We start from the raw sequence: 17147 nt of genomic DNA, 5'->3' as shown, positions 1-17147 counted from the left end.
AAAAAAACCAAAGGTGATGACTATGGAATATAATAATACTACAGCAAATTCAAGAAAAAATAAACATTTAAACGATTTCGAAAGAGGACAAATTCAACTTCTGCATAATAAAGGATATTCAGCATACAAAATAGCAAAAGAACTTCGTAGAGCATCCAACACCATAAGAAATGAGTTAAAAAGAGGTACAGTAACTCAAATAAAAGGAATACATGATGTACAAGTATATTATCCGGATACAGGTAAGTTAGTATATGAGAAGAATCGAAAAAATTGCAAAAAGAAATTTAAAGCCTTGAAATGTAGCAAATATTTAGACTTTGTAAAGCAAAAGTTTAATGAAGAAAAATGGTCGTTAGATGCAATTTGTGGATATGCAAAGTTAAATAAGCTATATGAAGGTCAAAGAGTCTGCACCAAGACATTATACAATTATGTAGATATAGGTCTAATAGGAATAAAATCTATTGATTTGCCCTTAAGAGTGAAAAGAAAACCGGCTAAAAAACGAGTAAAAGAAAACAAAAGAAAACTTGGAAAAAGTATAGAAGAAAGACCGCAAGAAATAGAAACAAGAAAAACATTTGGAAATTGGGAAATAGATACAGTAATACCAAAGAAAAACAAAGAAGAAGCATCATTAATAACCATAACAGAAAGAAAAAGTCGAATGGAACTAATCTTAAAATTAAACAGAAGAAAAGCATCCATAGTAAATGAAACATTAAAGAACACATTGAACAGATTGAAGGAACCACAAAAAATATTTAGAAGCATAACAAGTGATAACGGCTTAGAGTTTGCGAAATTATGTGAACTTGAAAAAACATATATAGGAAACATCTATTACTGTCATCCCAATAATCCCCAGGAAAGAGGAACAAATGAAAAGCACAATAGCCTAATCAGAAGATTTCTACCGAAAGGAAAATCATTAAATGATTATGAAGAAGAACACTATATAAAGATAATGAATTGGATGAACAATTTGCCAAGAAAAATCCTAAATTACCGCACTCCTATAGAAGTTTTTATAGAAGAACTAAATAACTTAGGACTTTTAGATGATAATGAGGAATTAGTTCAATTTGATATTGCAATTTAAGAAATTTAACTTTCCGCTATTACCGAAAGAAATTTCTTTACTTTGTAACTTTTCATCAATGCTGATAGGAGTATATCCTTTCCCGCGAAGCATCAACAAAACCGCATCTTCATTTTCTGCATTCGCTACATCTTCTACCACTATTCCTGCAGAATCTACAGCACGGTAATTGAATGTTTTATCCATCATTTCACCTTCTTTATTCTATCATTTTATTTTGACAATAAGCCTTTGACGGACTCTTTGTCTACTGCATATTCAAAAAGTGTTTCTTTTGTGATAATTCCTTTTCTGAACAAATCTACTAACGAACCATCCATCGTTCTCATACCGATTCCGTAATTTGTTTGGATAACATTTTGAATTTGATGTGTTTTTCCTTCACGAATCAAATTGCGTAGCGCCGGAGTGGAAGACATAATTTCCAACCCTACCACTCGACCTCTGTTGTTTGCAATTGGCAGCAATTGTTGTGAGATAACGGCTTCAAGCACAGAAGACAATTGTGAACGAACTTGCAACTGTTGGTGTGGCGGGAAAATATCAATAATACGGTCGATAGTTTTCGCTGCTCCAATGGTATGCAAGGTGGACATTACCAAGTGACCTGTTTCGGCAGCGGTAATCGCTGTCGAAATCGTCTCTAAGTCACGCATTTCCCCTACCAGAATAACATCCGGATCTTCCCGAAGTGATGCACGAAGTGCGTTGGCGAAGCTCTTGGTATCTCGTCCGAGCTCTCTTTGATTGATGACACTGTTTCCATGAGTATGAACATACTCAATCGGATCTTCAATCAAGATAATATGTTCTTTTCGAATTTGGTTGATATATCCAACCATGGATGCTAAAGTGGTCGATTTTCCGCTTCCGGTCGGTCCTGTTACCAAAATTAATCCTCTTTTCTTTTTGCAAAATTCCTTAAACACAGGTGGAAGTTTCAAATCCTCCATCTTAGGAATAGCAGAAGTGATAGTACGAAGTGCAATACAGAAATTTCCCTGTTCCCTGTAAACATTTACCCGATAACGACAAACTTCCAAAAAAGTGTAGGCAACGTCAATTTCACCTTCTTCTTCAAAAAATTCCATTTCTTCTTCATTGAGAAGTTCGTTTGCCAAACTTTCGGTATCTTCTGCTGTCAGACTGTAATTTCCTACCTTTTCCAACTTCCCGTGAATCCTTAAAACAGGAGGAATTCCGACCGAAAGATGGATATCTGAAGCGCCTGTTCGGATACTTTCTCTGATAATAGGTTCCAATGTCATCATATCTATGCTTTCCTTTCGAATTGTGATGTAACTTTTGATTGTTCTTCATATATCTGTCCGGATATAGTTATGACCTTGCAACATCATTTGTTTATTCGTTTATATGAGTTGTACCTTGGTTACGATGTTATCTCTAATCAATTGAGCGAATCAAATAGCCACTTTTTTAATTTAAATATATTTGTTAATTATCTGTTTTTTCTATAAAAACAATTCTTTTTTATAAATATCACGTTAATATTACCCTTATTTTTCGATACTGCTTATCATATCGGTTGTTATTCATCCACACTATACGCTACTCTTATCATTTGTTCTACAGTAGTCGCTCCGGAAATTACCAATTGTTTTGCGGACTCACTCAAGGTCATCATTCCTTTTGCTCTTGCGGCATTCTTAATTTTGTCCGCTTCTTCACCACGGTTAACCATGGTACGAACTTCTTTGTCTATTACTAATATTTCGTGAATTGCCGTTCTTCCCGAATATCCGGTTCCACCACAGAAGTTACATCCCTTTCCTCTACAAAGATAATCCGGTTTTTCCATTCCGAGCAATATCATTTCTTCCATACTCGGGATATAATACTCTTTACATTTCGGACATATTTTCTTAATTAAACGTTGCGCAACAACTCCTACAACTGCAGAAGTTACCATATAAGATTCAATACCCATATCAACCAAACGGGAAATTGTACTTACAGTATCGTTGGTGTGCAATGTGGATAATACTACGTGACCCGTGATAGCTGCACGAACTGCAATTTGTGCTGTTTCTTCGTCACGAATCTCTCCAAGCATAACAACGTCAGGGTCTTGACGAAGAACGGAACGGAGCCCGCTTGCAAAAGTCATTCCTGCTTTTGCATTCATTTGAACTTGATTTACCCCGTCCAGTCGATATTCTACCGGATCTTCCAATGTGATAATATTTTTCTTGATATTGTTCAATTCTTTCAGAACTGCATATAACGTTGTTGTCTTACCGCTTCCGGTCGGTCCTGTCAGCAGAATCATCCCTTCGGGAGCCTTGATGATTTTTTCAAATAACTCCAAATTTTTCGGAGTAAATCCCAACTGCTCTTTCCCGACAACTAAACCTCCTCTATCCAAAAGACGAATAACGGCTTTTTCGCCATATACAGTAGGCAGGATAGAGATACGCATATCTACCGGTCTGTCATCAACAACGGTTTCTACACGACCATCTTGTGGGATTCTCTTTTCAGAGATGTCCATTCTTCCGATAATTTTAATCCGAGTAATCATGGCAGAGGATACGCTTTTTTCTAAGGTGAGCACTTCTTTCAAATCTCCGTCAATACGATTTCGTACTCTAACTCTATCCTCAAAAGGTTCAATATGGATATCGCTTGTTCCACTCTTAACAGCATCGGATATAATTGACTTTACCAAACGAACAACGGGCGCATTGCTTACATCGGCAGACTCAAACTCTTGAAATACATCTACACTAACATCAGATTCGTTGTATTCAGCAATCGCTTTTTCAACATCTTCGGAAGATGTATAATTATTTTTGATGGCGTTCATAATTTCTTTCTTTGAAGCAAGCATCACTTCAATATTCATGCCTGAAGAAATTTTTGCATCATCAATCGCCAAAATATCGAACGGATTTTCCATTGCTACAATTAAAGATTTGTTTGACAAATTAATATCTATCGGTATCAAATGATGTTTCCGTACCATTTTTTCGGAAAGATATCTACAAGCTGCATTATTAATAGCATAAGTACTTAAATCTACAAACTCTACACCGTACTCTTCCGCTTGAGCAGAAAGATATTGTGACTCATCTATCATATTTTCCTGCAATAGAGCATTTTTGAAACTGATACCTCTATCGACAGCAACCTCTTTTGCATAATCTATATCTTCTTGTTTCAAAATGCCTTTCTTTACTAAAATATTTCCTACTTTCATAATACCCTCATTCCTTTTGACACTTGCTCGAGTCTCTTATTCGAATCTCTTATAATGTAGTTTATTTTTGTTTCATCTAAATTTTCTAATTGTATCTAAAACCTAAAATTCTTACTCTGACTAATGTTTGAAACTGAAATTAATACCAAAAATTATTATATATACTTTCCTTTATGTAATTTTTAACCACACCACTATACCAAATAAATTCCATTTTTGCAATACAAAATAGAATTTGTATCAAAAACTTGTATTTATAATTGTTGTTACAATCCACAAAAATCTCACTATTTCCAATATTTCCCTTAAAAGCTTGTCTTTAAACAGAAAGCATGTAAAAATTTACATATTTTCTGATTGAAAAATCATTTTATAAAATCTCAATTTACTTACGATTCCATCTGATGCTCATCATAACATCCGACAAATATTGACCTGATTGCAGAATCACAACATTTTCTTTCGGATATTCTTTTAACTTATTGAGATATGTTTCCCAATTTTTCATAACAGCATCAATCCAATTATTAACATTACCTCTTTTGAGATATCGTATCATGTACTCATTTTTTAACGAAATATCAGGACATACAATCATATATTCTTCTCCGGACAATGATATTAATTCGACAATCTCAAGCTCTTGTGACATCAAAACAATATATCCCTCTTTACTCAACTGAATAGCATCATAAATATAACAGTATGGATATTTCTCTCTGTTCGTATACTGCATACTATCCAAATCGATCATGGTCTTAAATATTTGACTTGCTCTTGTCTTTCCCACTCCCGGGAATCCGCTGATTAACATGTCACATTACACCTCCAATATTTTCACGCTAATCCTTTCTTAACTTAAAGAAGGATTTCAATGCTGTAATCATATCAAATTATGGGGTAACGAATTCAAATATAACATATTGTTTATAATATTACAATAAAATATTTATTTTTTTATTTAATCAAAGTATTTCTATAATAATTTAATATATTATTATGAGCAATAATTTCATGGATATAGCATTTTGATATAGCACTTTATTACCTTTTGTTTTCGACATCTATTATTTTGATGTTTTTCAATAATGAAAATGGGATAATATATAATTCAATTCTTATATTTATTTTTAGTTATCGCGATAACTAATATTTTGAAAGGTTTCGAAGCGAAAGTATATCTTCTATATAAAAACCATCATTTCAAAGCCGATTTAGATTCTTTCAAAGGGGCAATCTCACTAAAATATTTTTTTCAAAAATACTCTTTTTTTGTAAAGCGAAGATGGAATACATAGTACATTTGAAGAAGAATATTTTTCAGATTATATCTGTCCTATTACATTTTCGCTATGCTGTCTTATAAAAGGAATTACATTTCTTCATAATTTTCCGAAATAATAGGAAGATTTAACAAATGTAAGACTTTCTCTAACAGTACACCTTCAATATGAGGATAATGGAATCCATAACTGGTACGAATACACTGTGTGATAAATTGCACTCCCCTCTCTAAAGCAATGGGCAAGCTATCTCCTTGCAACAAGCTTCCAATCATAACACTGGTATAAGCATCTCCTGTGCCGGGAAAAGAAGCAGGAATATATTGACAGGAAACTTTCCAAAAACGATTTGTCTTCTTATCATAGGCGACTGTGTTCGTTTTTCTATCGTCTTCATCAGGAACACCTGTTATAACAACAATTTCAGGACCCATATCAGACAGTTCTGTAAGTCGTTCTTTGATTTCAAAAAAAGAAATTTTGTTAGAACTATTCCGGTTACATGACTCTCCCAGTAAATATCTTGCTTCTGTAAAATTAGGAGTAATAATATGTGCTTGTTTTATCAATGTTTTCATTAAACAAACCATTTGTTCATCCATAGTTTCGTACAAGGTTCCGTTGTCACCCAGAACCGGATCAATCACTACCAATGTATCTTCTTTTTTGAAAGTGTCTATGAAGTTTGATACAATTTCAATTTGTTTTGAAGAACCTAAAAATCCTGAATAGATACAATCAAATGTTATATGGTTCTTTTCCCAATTGGAAATATATTCCGGTAGATAATCAGTAAGGTCTAAAAAACTATAATGTTCAAATTCGGTTGTGGCTGACAAAATAGCCGTCGGCATAGGACAAACTCTAACACCCATAGAAGATAATATCGGAATAACCGTTGTCAAAGAACCACGACCGCTTCCCGACAAATCATGGATTGCCGCTACTGTTTTTATCAATTTATTCATAGTCATCTATAAACTCCAATGCTATTATTTTCTTGTTTTATCCCAAATATTTTGTCCCCAATGAAGAATTTTTTCGTCGTGCTCTTCGTAAATAGGGTATTTTTTTGTCAATTCTTCTACAATTTGTTTTGCAGAAACGATATCATCTTTTGTTAATACCAAATCAATTGCATCTGCAATTTGTTCCATTTCCAACTCTTTCATTCCTCTCGTTGTTACCGCGGCTGTTCCGATACGAATTCCGGATGTTTTGAAGAAGTTTTGAGGATCAAACGGAATTGAATTTTTGTTAACAGTAATTCTTGCCTCATCCAATTTTGTTTCTGCTTCTTTCCCGGTCATATTTTTTTCAATTAAACTAACAAGAATCAAATGGTTGTCAGTTCCTCCGGATACAAGATGATAACCTTTTTGTTCCAAAGCGCCTGCCAATGCCTTCGCATTCAAAATAATTTGTTTTTGATAGTTTTTAAACTCAGGTTCCATAGCTTCTTTGAAACAAACTGCCTTTGCAGCAACAATATGTTCCAACGGTCCGCCTTGTATTCCCGGAAAAATCGCCTTGTCTATTTTGGCAGCATATTCTTCTTTACACAAAATTAACCCACCTCTTGGACCGCGTAATGTTTTATGCGTTGTCGTAGTCACAAAGTCGGCGTATTCACAAGGATTTGAATGTAATCCTGCTGCAACTAATCCTGCAATATGTGCCATATCTACCATAAGATATGCTCCTACTTCATCTGCAATTTCTCTAAATTTCTTAAAATCCAATTCTCTGGAATATGCACTTGCACCTGCAACAATCAGTTTCGGTTGTACTTCCTTTGCACGCTGTAGCACAACATCATAGTTAATTTTTTCGGTGTCTTTCTCTACCCCATAATCAAAGAATTGAAAATATTTTCCGGAAATATTTACCGGCGAACCGTGTGTTAGATGTCCTCCTTGTGATAAATCCATACCTAACACTTTATCTCCATATTCCAACATAGCAAAGTAAACTCCCATATTTGCTTGCGAACCTGAATGAGGTTGAACATTGGCATGCTCTGCTCCGAATATTTTTTTTGCTCTTTCAATGGCTAATACTTCCAATTTATCGATAAATTCACATCCACCATAATATCGTTTGAATGGATAGCCCTCTGCATATTTATTAGTAAAACAACTGCCCATTGCTTCCATTACCGCTTTACTTACAATATTTTCAGAAGCAATTAGTTCCAAATTTTGTTTCTGTCTTTGTAATTCTCCCTCCAAAATATTGTACACATCTGAATCTGTTTTCATTAAATGATAATAATTGTACATTTTGATTACCCCTTCCACTACGATGCTTTTCTATAAATTAATACCTCTCTCCTATTATACCAAACATCAGGCTTTTAAAAGAGAATACCACTGTTTATTTACCAAAAATATTATTGATAGATAATTCTAAATTATATATTTATCATGATATTACATATATCAAAAAATAACAAGTATTTTATTCTCAATTTTTTGAATAAAAAGTTTATTTTCCCTGTTTCAATGTCCAACCGTTTTTGTATTGAGATATTTTCTTCTCCAAAAATTTTATGATATGATTTTCCACACCTAAGTTTCTTTATCGCTGATAATGAATTTTTTTGTAAGAGTACACGATTTTATAGTCATAAGCGCAATTTTTTTACATTATCACGCTATTAATGGTTATCTTTTTTCCATTTACCAAATACAACATAGCACTTTAAATAGGAAGAATTTTCTCAATGAAATATAAAAAAGAACCGAAACATTTCGGTTCTTTATCGTTAATTTACGCTGGAATAATACTTACTTGTTTGCGCTTTTTGTCTTTTCTTTCGAACTTAACATGTCCTTCCACCATTGCAAACAAAGTGTCATCTCCACCGATTCCAACATTAGTTCCCGGATGAATCTTAGTTCCTCTTTGACGAACCAAAATAGATCCCGCTGTCACTAATTGTCCATCTCCTGCCTTTACGCCCAATCTTTTTGCAGCAGAGTCTCTACCGTTCTTTGAAGAACCTACCCCTTTTTTACTCGCAAAAAGTTGAAGATTGATACGAAGCATCAGTGCACCTCCTCTATACATAGCTTAATATAGTCTTTATACTGTATTTCCAAATCTTTCAAATTCAAAACAAATGTATCAAGCAAAGCTTTTACTCGACTGTCTTGTTTCAACATGCTATCAGGAATCTCAAAATAAAAATAACCGTCTTGCACTTTATATGAAATATCATACTTAAGAACTTCTGTTATTCCATTGAAAATAGCCTGAGATAAAACAGAAATTGCCGAACAAACAATATCCTCTCCGGCATCTGCATATCCTGAATGTCCTTCTAAAGAAATTTGTAATTTCTTAGATACATGGTTATCAATGATTGAAATTTTTGTCATATTTCCTAACCTTCAACAGTTTCAATCACTAATTCCGTATATGGTTGTCTGTGTCCTTGTTTTCTTCTATAATCCTTTTTAGGTTTATATTTGAAAACGATAACTTTTTTTCCTTTTCCGTGAGAAACTACTTTTGCATTTACTTTTACATTTGCAAGTTCTTCTCCAACGAAAACTTTTCCATCTTTTCCAAGAGCAATCACATCCAAAGAAACTACTTCACCTTCGTTTACAGCTAATTTTTCAACTTGGATTACATCGCCTTCTTGCACTCTGTATTGTTTTCCACCTGTTTCTACAACTGCGTACATACTGCACCTCCTCATAACGGTCTCGCTAACTTAGGTATTTGTCTGAAACAAATTTATCAAACCATAGCTATGCGGCATTAACTACATAAGTATATCAGTTATACACTACTAATGTCAAGCATTTATCATAACTCAAATTGACAAATCTATTATTTTGTTCCAAAAATACGATCCCCTGCATCTCCCAATCCGGGAACAATGTATCCATGATCATTTAGTTTTTCGTCAATAGATGCTAAATAAATATCAATTTCAGGATGATATTTGTGTACTTCCTCTATCCCTTCAGGACATCCTACAATACAAACTAATTTGATAGATTTTGCGCCTTTTTGTTTTAGAAGTTCGATAGCTGCACTTGCTGAGCCTCCCGTTGCAAGCATAGGATCTACTAACAACAACTCTCTTTCTTCCACATCTTGTGGCAATTTACAATAGTACTCTACCGGTTTTAGTGTTTTAGGATCTCTATATAATCCGACATGCCCTACCTTAGCAGCAGGAATCAACTGTAGAACACCTTCCATCATACCTAATCCAGCTCTTAAAATGGGCACTACTCCTAACTTTTTACCTGCTAATACTTTAGACTTTGTTTTGCAAATAGGTGTGTCAATTTCAATCTCTTGCATAGGCAGATCTCGTGTTGTTTCATAGACCATAAACATTCCGATTTCTTTTACGAGCTCTCTAAATTCTTTAGAACCTGTTTTTTTGTCTCTCAATATGGTTAGTTTGTGTTGTACCATAGGATGATTTACTACAATTACATTTCCTTTAGACATTAGTTTTCCTCTCCTTGAATAATTATTTTTGATTTTCAATTTCCATAATCTTATCTACTCGTCTTTGATGTCTGTCTCCTTCAAATGTTGCTGTTAAAAAAGCTTCCGCCAATTCCAATGCTAAGCCGAATCCTATCGTTCTTTCTCCAAGCGACATAACTTGACAATTATTATGTTCTACACATTTTTTTGCAGAAAAAACATCTGATACAGTAGCACAACGAATTCCTTTGACTTTGTTTGCGGCTATTGCAATACCAATCCCGGTTCCACAAATTAAAATACCTCTGTCAGCTTCTCCATTCAAAATTCCATGACAAAGTTTTTCTGCATAATCAGGATAATCAACTGATTCTATACTGTCCGTTCCATAGTCTGTAACGAAGTGACCTTTCTTTGTTAGGTGTTCTTTGATAGCCTCTTTCAAGCGGTATCCTCCATGATCTGAACCTAAAGCAATTCTCATTACACTCCTCCTCTAATCGACTTCTATAATATGTCCCTCTATTCATTTTAACGATATCAAGCTAAGAATACAATATATTTATCAAGGATTCCTAAAATATTTTTTATCAATCCTCTATTATTTTGAAAATTAGAAACTATGTGAAAAAATAAAAAATTATCATGTCGAAAAATAAAACTCAAACTATCCAGCCTGAGTTTGTTATAAATATTTATTACCGGCTGACTTACGAGCACGATTCATCACAGCTTCTCCAATTTCATCGAAAGAGATATCTTCCATAATAATCGTATCATAACCCTCTTTATCCGCTTTCCTTAAAAAATGAAAAAAAAACTTTGCTGCTTGCAATGTAGTTTCTCCCAAAAGATACACTTTTTCATCCTTGAAATAAGATTTGTTCTGATTCATTGTAAAAATAACAGTATTACAAGAAGGAGATGCTTTGTATTTTTGTTTTACTTTTTCCACAAAATTCTCTTTAGAAGCAATAAACACTTCCGCGTTTGGACTATAGTGTTTATATTTCATTCCCGGAGCTTTTGGAATATCTTTTTCTCCAAAAATAGTTTTGTCAATTTCGGTAAATCCTATCGCTTTTTCAATCTCTGTTTTGCTAATTTTTCCTACTCTCAAAATCATAGGAACATCTTGCGTTAAATCGATAATTGTTGATTCCAAACCAATCTCGCTGGGCTCTGACAACAAGATTGCATCCACACGATTTCCCATTTCTTCAACTGCATCTTCCCATCGAGTAATCGAAGGTTTTCCTGATATGTTTGCGGATGGCGCGGCAATAGGCGTGTTTGCATTTCGAATAAACGATAGAGCTATTGGATTTGAAGGCATTCTTACTGCAACCGTATTTAAACCTCCTGTAATCTTATCAGAAACAATATCTTTCTTTTCAAAGATAATGGTAAGTGGCCCGGGCCAAAATTGATTTATCAATTTGTTGGCTTTTTCCGGAACATTTTTTACGATTTTGTTCAACATATCTAAATCTGATATGTGTAAAATTAAGGGATTGTCTGAAGGACGACCCTTTGCGGAATATATTTTTTCTGATGCAACCGGATTGAATGCATCTGCTCCCAGTCCATATACTGTTTCTGTAGGGAATATGACAAGTCCTCCATTTTGAATAATATTAGATGCTTTTTTTATTTTATCATCATCTGCATGCACATCTTTTATTGTATACAATTTTGCCTTCATAAATTTACCTTTCAAAAAAACACAATTTACCAACAATTAAATCGATTGCAATTTTTCTGCCTGATCAGTGGTAATCAATGCATCTAATATCTCATCGATGTCTCCATTCAGGAAGTTTTCCAATTTATATAAAGTGAGTCCAATACGATGGTCTGTTACTCGTCCTTGAGGATAATTATATGTTCTAATTCTTTCAGAACGGTCCCCGGAACCTACCTGACTTTTTCTTTCTTGCGCCAATTCTTTTTGTGCTTTTTCTAACTCTAAATCATATAACTTTGCCTTCAAAATTTTGAACGCTTTTTCTTTGTTTTTCAACTGAGATTTTTCATCTTGCATAGAAATTACAATTCCTGTAGGTTTATGTGTTAAACGAACTGCAGAGTCAGTAGTATTAACGGATTGTCCACCGTTTCCGGAAGAACGGAACACATCTACTCTAACATCGTTCATATCAAGTTCTACTTCTACATCATCTACCTCAGGCAGAACAGCAACCGTTGATGTGGATGTATGAATTCTTCCGCTGGATTCTGTTTCAGGCACACGTTGTACCCTGTGCACTCCGGATTCATACTTTAATCTAGAATAGGCTCCTTTTCCTGTAATCATAAACACAACTTCTTTATATCCGCCAATTCCTGTTTCGTTCGCAGACATCATCTCTACTTTCCAATTACGCGCCGATGCATACATGGAATACATTCTAAATAAAACTCCTGCAAACAGTGCAGCTTCATCACCACCGGCTCCTCCGCGAATTTCAACAATAACATTCTTTTCATCATTTGGATCTTTTGGAATTAAAAGTAGTTTTAGTTCATTTTGAACTTTTTCCATCAGCTCTTCTTTTTCGGACAATTCCATTTTCGCCAATTCTCTTAATTCCTCATCCTTTTCTTCTTCCAATATTTGTTTAGATCCTTCAATATCATCTCTTGTCTGTTTAAATTCTCTATACTTTTGAATAATTGGCTCTGTATCTGATATTTCTTTCATATACGCTTTCCATTTATCCATATCATTCATGGTACTTGGATCTGCTACAATTTTATTTAACTCTTCATATTTTTCTTCTAACGCTTTTAAATTGTCAAACATTTGTTATTCTCCTCCATTTTGATTAGTTTTTATCTAAACGCTATCACAACACGATCTAATCCATGCAAGTCTCGGTGAATCAGAACCTTATGAAAACCTTCTTTCAAACATAGTTCTCTTATCTGTTTCGCTTGAGAACATCCAATTTCAAATGCAACAAAACCATCTTCTTTCAAAAATTTTTTCCCATCTTCCAGTATTTTTCGAAAAAAAAAGATTCCGTTTTCTTCTGCAAACAAAGCAACTTTCGGTTCATAGTCTATCACATCTTTCATAAGTTTAGTTGAATCATCATACGGAATATATGGTGGGTTTGATATGATAAAATCAAATTGTTTTGAAGGAATCCCATTAAACAAATCCGTTTTGATTAATCTTAGTCGGTTCTGCACATTGTTTAAATTCGCATTTTTTGATGTGATTTCAATAGGAATTGCTTCAATATCAGTAGCAACCATATTTAATAAGCGATTTTCTAAAAGTAAAGTGATTGAAATTGCTCCGCTTCCACAACCTATTTCTATTCCGGATACTTGTTTGTTATCAGGTATGACATCTAAGGTTTTTTCAATCAAAATTTCCGTATCCGGTCTTGGTATTAAAACTCCCGGTGAAACAAAAAAGTCTCTTCCATAAAAAGGTTTCTTATGAATGAGATACGCAATAGGAACAGATTGCTTTCTCTCTGCTAACAGTTCATAATATATTCCAATTTTTTCAAGCGGAACTTCCTCGTTCAAATGAATCATTAGATATAACTTATCCACTTGTAATACATACATAAGTAACAATTGTGCATCCAACAAAGCACTGGATGAACTACTTTGTAATAACTGTTGTCCCTCTTTTAATAATTCTTGAATATTCATTAAACTTCCTTACTATTTTTTATGATTTTACTATCATGATTATGATTCTTCCACTGCTGCCAAAAGAGCTGAAATTGCCACTTCAATTTGACTATCATCCGGTTCTTGAGTTGTAATGCGTTGCAATAACATTCCGGGATAAACAAACAATTTGATAGCAAAGATATCTTTTTTTCCTGCTATTCTGAGAAGTTCATAAGAAATGCCGGAAACAACCGGAAATAAACTCAGTTTGATGATACTTCTGACCAACACAACTCTTACATTAATAAACGAAAACAGCAAAACAGACACAATCAAAATCAAAAAGATAAAATTAGTACCGCACCTTGGATGAAATCTACTCATTTTTCTAACATTTTCTACAGTAAGCGGTCTTCCTTGTTCATAGCAAAATACACTCTTATGCTCCGCACCATGATACTGAAAAACACGATGCATGTCTTTTGTTCTTGACACCAAAAATAAATATGAAATAAACAGCAATATTTTAATAACTCCTTCTTTAAGCGAGATAAACCATGTATTTTGCGATTGATTCTTTGCTATCATTGTAGGTAAAACAACAAACAGGAAAACGGCAAGAAAAAAAGAGAATGCAAATATTGCTCCGTCTACTATTTTTTGAGCATACTTTCCAAAAACATTTTCCAACAATTGTTCTAATTTAGAATTTTCTTCATCTTCCATGAAAAAACTTGCAGAATAAGTTAAATCTTTACTGCCTTCTATCATTGAATTTATCAAAACAAAAATACCTCTTATAAACGGAATCTGATATATTACACTGTTTTCAAAAAGTATGTGTGGTTTCAATTTAGTTGTAAGAATTTCACCATTGGATTTACGAATAGCAATTGCTTTTTTCTTTCCGCAACGCATCATCACACCTTCAATTAACGCTTGTCCACCGACAGGTTCTTTCATTAGCACACTCCTTATTTTTTGAATTATTAGAAATACCGTCTTACAATACCATAGACTATGACTTGACAGTCCTTATTATCAAGAATTACAGAGATTATCTGAGTTTCCAAAATTCAAACTTTGCCTATGAAATGTTTCATTCGGCAATGTCATTATACCATACACCAAAAGAAAATATTAGATAGAAATATCTTTCTCACTCTCTATGACGAGTAGATGTCCATCTTCAAATTCTAAACAAATATTTTCGATGTATTCATTAGAGATACCAATAGTTTCTCCTTGTTTCATTGTATAAGAAGAAAGAGAATATTTTGCACCGGATAATGAAATATTCTTTACAATTCCAAAAAGAGCAACCAGAGAAAAATAAAATTTATATTGGTTCTCAAAAAAATAAGTCCCCGGTTTTAGGCACATTATTCTATTTCTTCGAGATATATAATTTATTGATATTCCTTGATTTACAGCATAATATAACAAACCTAAATTTGCAATACTGTGATCTAATCTACTCCCTGAAAAACCGAATACTGTTGCATGATAAATACCTTGTTCTAACAAATATCGTATCGTAAGCTCACTATCCGTAAAATCTTTTTCCGGTGGAAATCTTAAAAATTCAACTTGTCTTTCCCTATAGTATTCTAATGTATCTTCACAAATTGAATCCAAATCTCCAATAATGACATCAGGCAAATAATCATATTCTTTCAGAAAATCTGCAGCCCCATCTGCGCAGATAATCATATCAAAGTGATTTAACCGAGAAACAATAAACTCTTTATCTTGTAAATCTCCGTTCCATAGTATAGCTGCTTTCTTTCCTAAAAGACTCATTTTTTAACTTACTCTCCTGTTCTTCAAGATTGTTCTGCTGAATCTCTCAAATTTGATACCGCTTTTTGAATATTGTCTTTTCCGAAAATGGCCGATCCGGCAACTACTATATTCGCTCCTGCTGTTACAATATCATGAATATTGTCCACACTCACGCCGCCGTCCACTTGGATGTCTACATTATAATTTTTTGCATCAATCATTTGTTTTAATTTTTTAATTTTATCTAATGACTGAGGAATAAATTTTTGACCTCCAAATCCGGGATTCACACTCATAATTAAAACCATATCTACATCTTGCAAAACATATTCTAATGCTTGTGGTGATGTCGCAGGATTAATCGCTACTCCTGCTTTACAACCCAACTCTTTGATATGATGAATGGTACGGTTGAGATGAACACAAGCTTCCTGATGAACTGTAATGATATCAGCTCCTGCTTTTACAAAATCTTCCAAGTATAAATCAGGCTGTTCAATCATCAAATGACAATCAAAAGTCATATTTGATTTTTTTCTCAGTTTTTCAAAAACAACGGCTCCAAAAGTGATATTCGGAACAAAATGTCCATCCATTACATCAATATGCAAATATTCACATCCTGCATTTTCAACCGCTTTCACACTTTCTGCCAACTGACTGAAATCTGCTGAAAGTATAGATGGTGCTAATTTTATCATAACAATTACCCCTATCCCTAAAAAATTATATAACAAACAATACTATTTATTACCAACTTTTCCGTCTCTCGGTTTCTTTAATCTCTTCCAATAATTGCAGATAACTTTGATATCTTTCTAAAGAAATTTCTTTGTTTTTCACTGCATTAATGACACAACAATCCGGCTCTTTATAATGTAGACAGGTATTAGAGAACTTACAATTTAAATCGTAATCATGAAATTCTAAAAAGTACTCTTTTAATTCAGTATATGGGATATGCGACAAGGACAATGAACTAAATCCCGGAGTATCAGCAATCCACGAATCAGTTCCTATCCTCATCAACTCAACATGTCTTGTTGTATGTCTTCCTCTTCCGATTTTACTACTGACGGAATTTGTCTTTATATTAAAATTTTGGCTTAACGTGTTGATAAAAGAACTTTTCCCTGCACCGGAAGGGCCTGCTATCACTGTAATATGACTTTTCAGAGTATTCTTGAGTTCCTCCAAATTTTTATTATCATAAGTACTGATAGAAATAACAGGATACCCTACTTTTTTATAAATCTCCAATAGTTTTTGTAATCTTATTCCATCATCTAAATCAACTTTAGAAAAACAAAGTGTAATTTTCAACTGTTGTTCTTGAGCTAAAACAATAAATCGATCAATTAATGATAGATTTGGATCCGGATTTTTGATAGAGAAGAACAATAGAGCGTGACTAACATTAGCAATAGATGGGCGAATCAATATGTTCGTTCTTGGAATTATTTTTTCAATTATTCCATCTTTAGAAACATTATCAGTAATAACAATGTTTACTTTGTCCCCAACAAGCAAAGATTGTTTTTTATTTTTAAACAACCCTCTCGCTTTACAGATGAAAACACCTTCTTCTGTATCCACTGAATAAAAGGACGATATTGCTTTTGTAATAATGCCCTCTAACATAAAATACTTGTCC

19 protein-coding genes are annotated in these 17147 nt (G+C 33.6%); 1 reads left to right on the top strand and 18 read right to left on the bottom strand.

Annotated features, from left to right (window positions below; all coding sequences use genetic code 11):
* Positions 1-22: 22 nt before the first annotated feature.
* Positions 23-1105, top strand: coding sequence for an IS30 family transposase (locus tag HMPREF0389_RS01050; protein WP_049770186.1), 1083 nt, complete (start codon positions 23-25; stop codon positions 1103-1105).
* Here HMPREF0389_RS01050 and HMPREF0389_RS01045 read toward each other — a convergent pair.
* The 18 genes from HMPREF0389_RS01045 to rsgA form a co-directional block, all read right to left on the bottom strand.
* The gene (locus tag HMPREF0389_RS01045) at positions 1079-1291 is read right to left on the bottom strand and encodes a hypothetical protein (RefSeq protein ID WP_014261886.1); all 213 of its coding nucleotides are present in this window, start codon (positions 1289-1291) and stop codon (positions 1079-1081) included. The two genes, HMPREF0389_RS01050 and HMPREF0389_RS01045, sit on opposite strands and share 27 nt — an antisense overlap.
* A 26-nt stretch (positions 1292-1317) precedes the next feature.
* The gene (locus tag HMPREF0389_RS01040) at positions 1318-2373 is read right to left on the bottom strand and encodes a type IV pilus twitching motility protein PilT (protein WP_041250917.1); all 1056 of its coding nucleotides are present in this window, start codon (positions 2371-2373) and stop codon (positions 1318-1320) included.
* 281 nt (positions 2374-2654) lie between these two features.
* Positions 2655-4325, bottom strand: a complete 1671-nt coding sequence (locus HMPREF0389_RS01035; RefSeq protein WP_014261884.1) for a GspE/PulE family protein — start codon at positions 4323-4325, stop codon at positions 2655-2657.
* Between the two features lie 385 nt (positions 4326-4710).
* Positions 4711-5139, bottom strand: a complete 429-nt coding sequence (locus HMPREF0389_RS01030) for a hypothetical protein (protein WP_014261883.1) — start codon at positions 5137-5139, stop codon at positions 4711-4713.
* A 558-nt stretch (positions 5140-5697) separates the two neighbouring features.
* Positions 5698-6582, bottom strand: a complete 885-nt coding sequence (locus HMPREF0389_RS01025) for a pyridoxamine kinase (protein ID WP_014261882.1) — start codon at positions 6580-6582, stop codon at positions 5698-5700.
* 18 nt (positions 6583-6600) lie between these two features.
* Positions 6601-7890, bottom strand: coding sequence for a serine hydroxymethyltransferase (locus HMPREF0389_RS01020; RefSeq protein ID WP_049770190.1), 1290 nt, complete (start codon positions 7888-7890; stop codon positions 6601-6603).
* A gap of 490 nt (positions 7891-8380) precedes the next feature.
* Positions 8381-8659 (bottom strand): 50S ribosomal protein L27, encoded by a 279-nt coding sequence (gene rpmA / locus HMPREF0389_RS01015; protein ID WP_014261880.1) that lies wholly within the window; start codon positions 8657-8659, stop codon positions 8381-8383.
* Positions 8659-8991 (bottom strand): ribosomal-processing cysteine protease Prp, encoded by a 333-nt coding sequence (locus HMPREF0389_RS01010; protein ID WP_014261879.1) that lies wholly within the window; start codon positions 8989-8991, stop codon positions 8659-8661. Before HMPREF0389_RS01010 ends, rpmA begins: the two co-directional genes overlap by 1 nt.
* A gap of 5 nt (positions 8992-8996) precedes the next feature.
* On the bottom strand, positions 8997-9302 hold the full coding sequence (rplU, locus tag HMPREF0389_RS01005; protein ID WP_014261878.1) for a 50S ribosomal protein L21: 306 nt from the start codon (positions 9300-9302) through the stop codon (positions 8997-8999).
* A gap of 149 nt (positions 9303-9451) precedes the next feature.
* A complete protein-coding gene (upp, locus tag HMPREF0389_RS01000; RefSeq protein WP_014261877.1) occupies positions 9452-10087 on the bottom strand; it encodes a uracil phosphoribosyltransferase in 636 nt (211 codons plus the stop codon).
* A 22-nt stretch (positions 10088-10109) separates the two neighbouring features.
* Complete coding sequence (gene rpiB / locus HMPREF0389_RS00995; RefSeq protein WP_014261876.1) at positions 10110-10553, bottom strand: ribose 5-phosphate isomerase B; 444 nt, start codon at positions 10551-10553, stop codon at positions 10110-10112.
* Positions 10554-10754: 201 nt separating this feature from the next.
* The gene (locus tag HMPREF0389_RS00990) at positions 10755-11774 is read right to left on the bottom strand and encodes an L-threonylcarbamoyladenylate synthase (protein ID WP_014261875.1); all 1020 of its coding nucleotides are present in this window, start codon (positions 11772-11774) and stop codon (positions 10755-10757) included.
* A gap of 36 nt (positions 11775-11810) precedes the next feature.
* Complete coding sequence (prfA, locus tag HMPREF0389_RS00985) at positions 11811-12875, bottom strand: peptide chain release factor 1 (protein ID WP_014261874.1); 1065 nt, start codon at positions 12873-12875, stop codon at positions 11811-11813.
* A gap of 29 nt (positions 12876-12904) precedes the next feature.
* Complete coding sequence (gene prmC, locus HMPREF0389_RS00980; protein WP_014261873.1) at positions 12905-13744, bottom strand: peptide chain release factor N(5)-glutamine methyltransferase; 840 nt, start codon at positions 13742-13744, stop codon at positions 12905-12907.
* A gap of 39 nt (positions 13745-13783) precedes the next feature.
* On the bottom strand, positions 13784-14671 hold the full coding sequence (locus HMPREF0389_RS00975) for a DUF1385 domain-containing protein (protein ID WP_014261872.1): 888 nt from the start codon (positions 14669-14671) through the stop codon (positions 13784-13786).
* Between the two features lie 177 nt (positions 14672-14848).
* Positions 14849-15511, bottom strand: coding sequence for a thiamine diphosphokinase (locus tag HMPREF0389_RS00970; RefSeq protein WP_014261871.1), 663 nt, complete (start codon positions 15509-15511; stop codon positions 14849-14851).
* 23 nt (positions 15512-15534) lie between these two features.
* On the bottom strand, positions 15535-16194 hold the full coding sequence (gene rpe, locus HMPREF0389_RS00965; RefSeq protein ID WP_014261870.1) for a ribulose-phosphate 3-epimerase: 660 nt from the start codon (positions 16192-16194) through the stop codon (positions 15535-15537).
* Between the two features lie 49 nt (positions 16195-16243).
* A complete protein-coding gene (rsgA, locus tag HMPREF0389_RS00960) occupies positions 16244-17134 on the bottom strand; it encodes a ribosome small subunit-dependent GTPase A (protein WP_014261869.1) in 891 nt (296 codons plus the stop codon).
* Between the last annotated feature and the right edge of the window lie 13 nt (positions 17135-17147).

The organism is Filifactor alocis ATCC 35896, assembly GCF_000163895.2.
Lineage (GTDB): Bacteria > Bacillota > Clostridia > Peptostreptococcales > Filifactoraceae > Filifactor > Filifactor alocis.
Note: the sequence above shows the minus strand (reverse complement) of the source record. Positions and strands in the feature narration are given on the sequence as shown.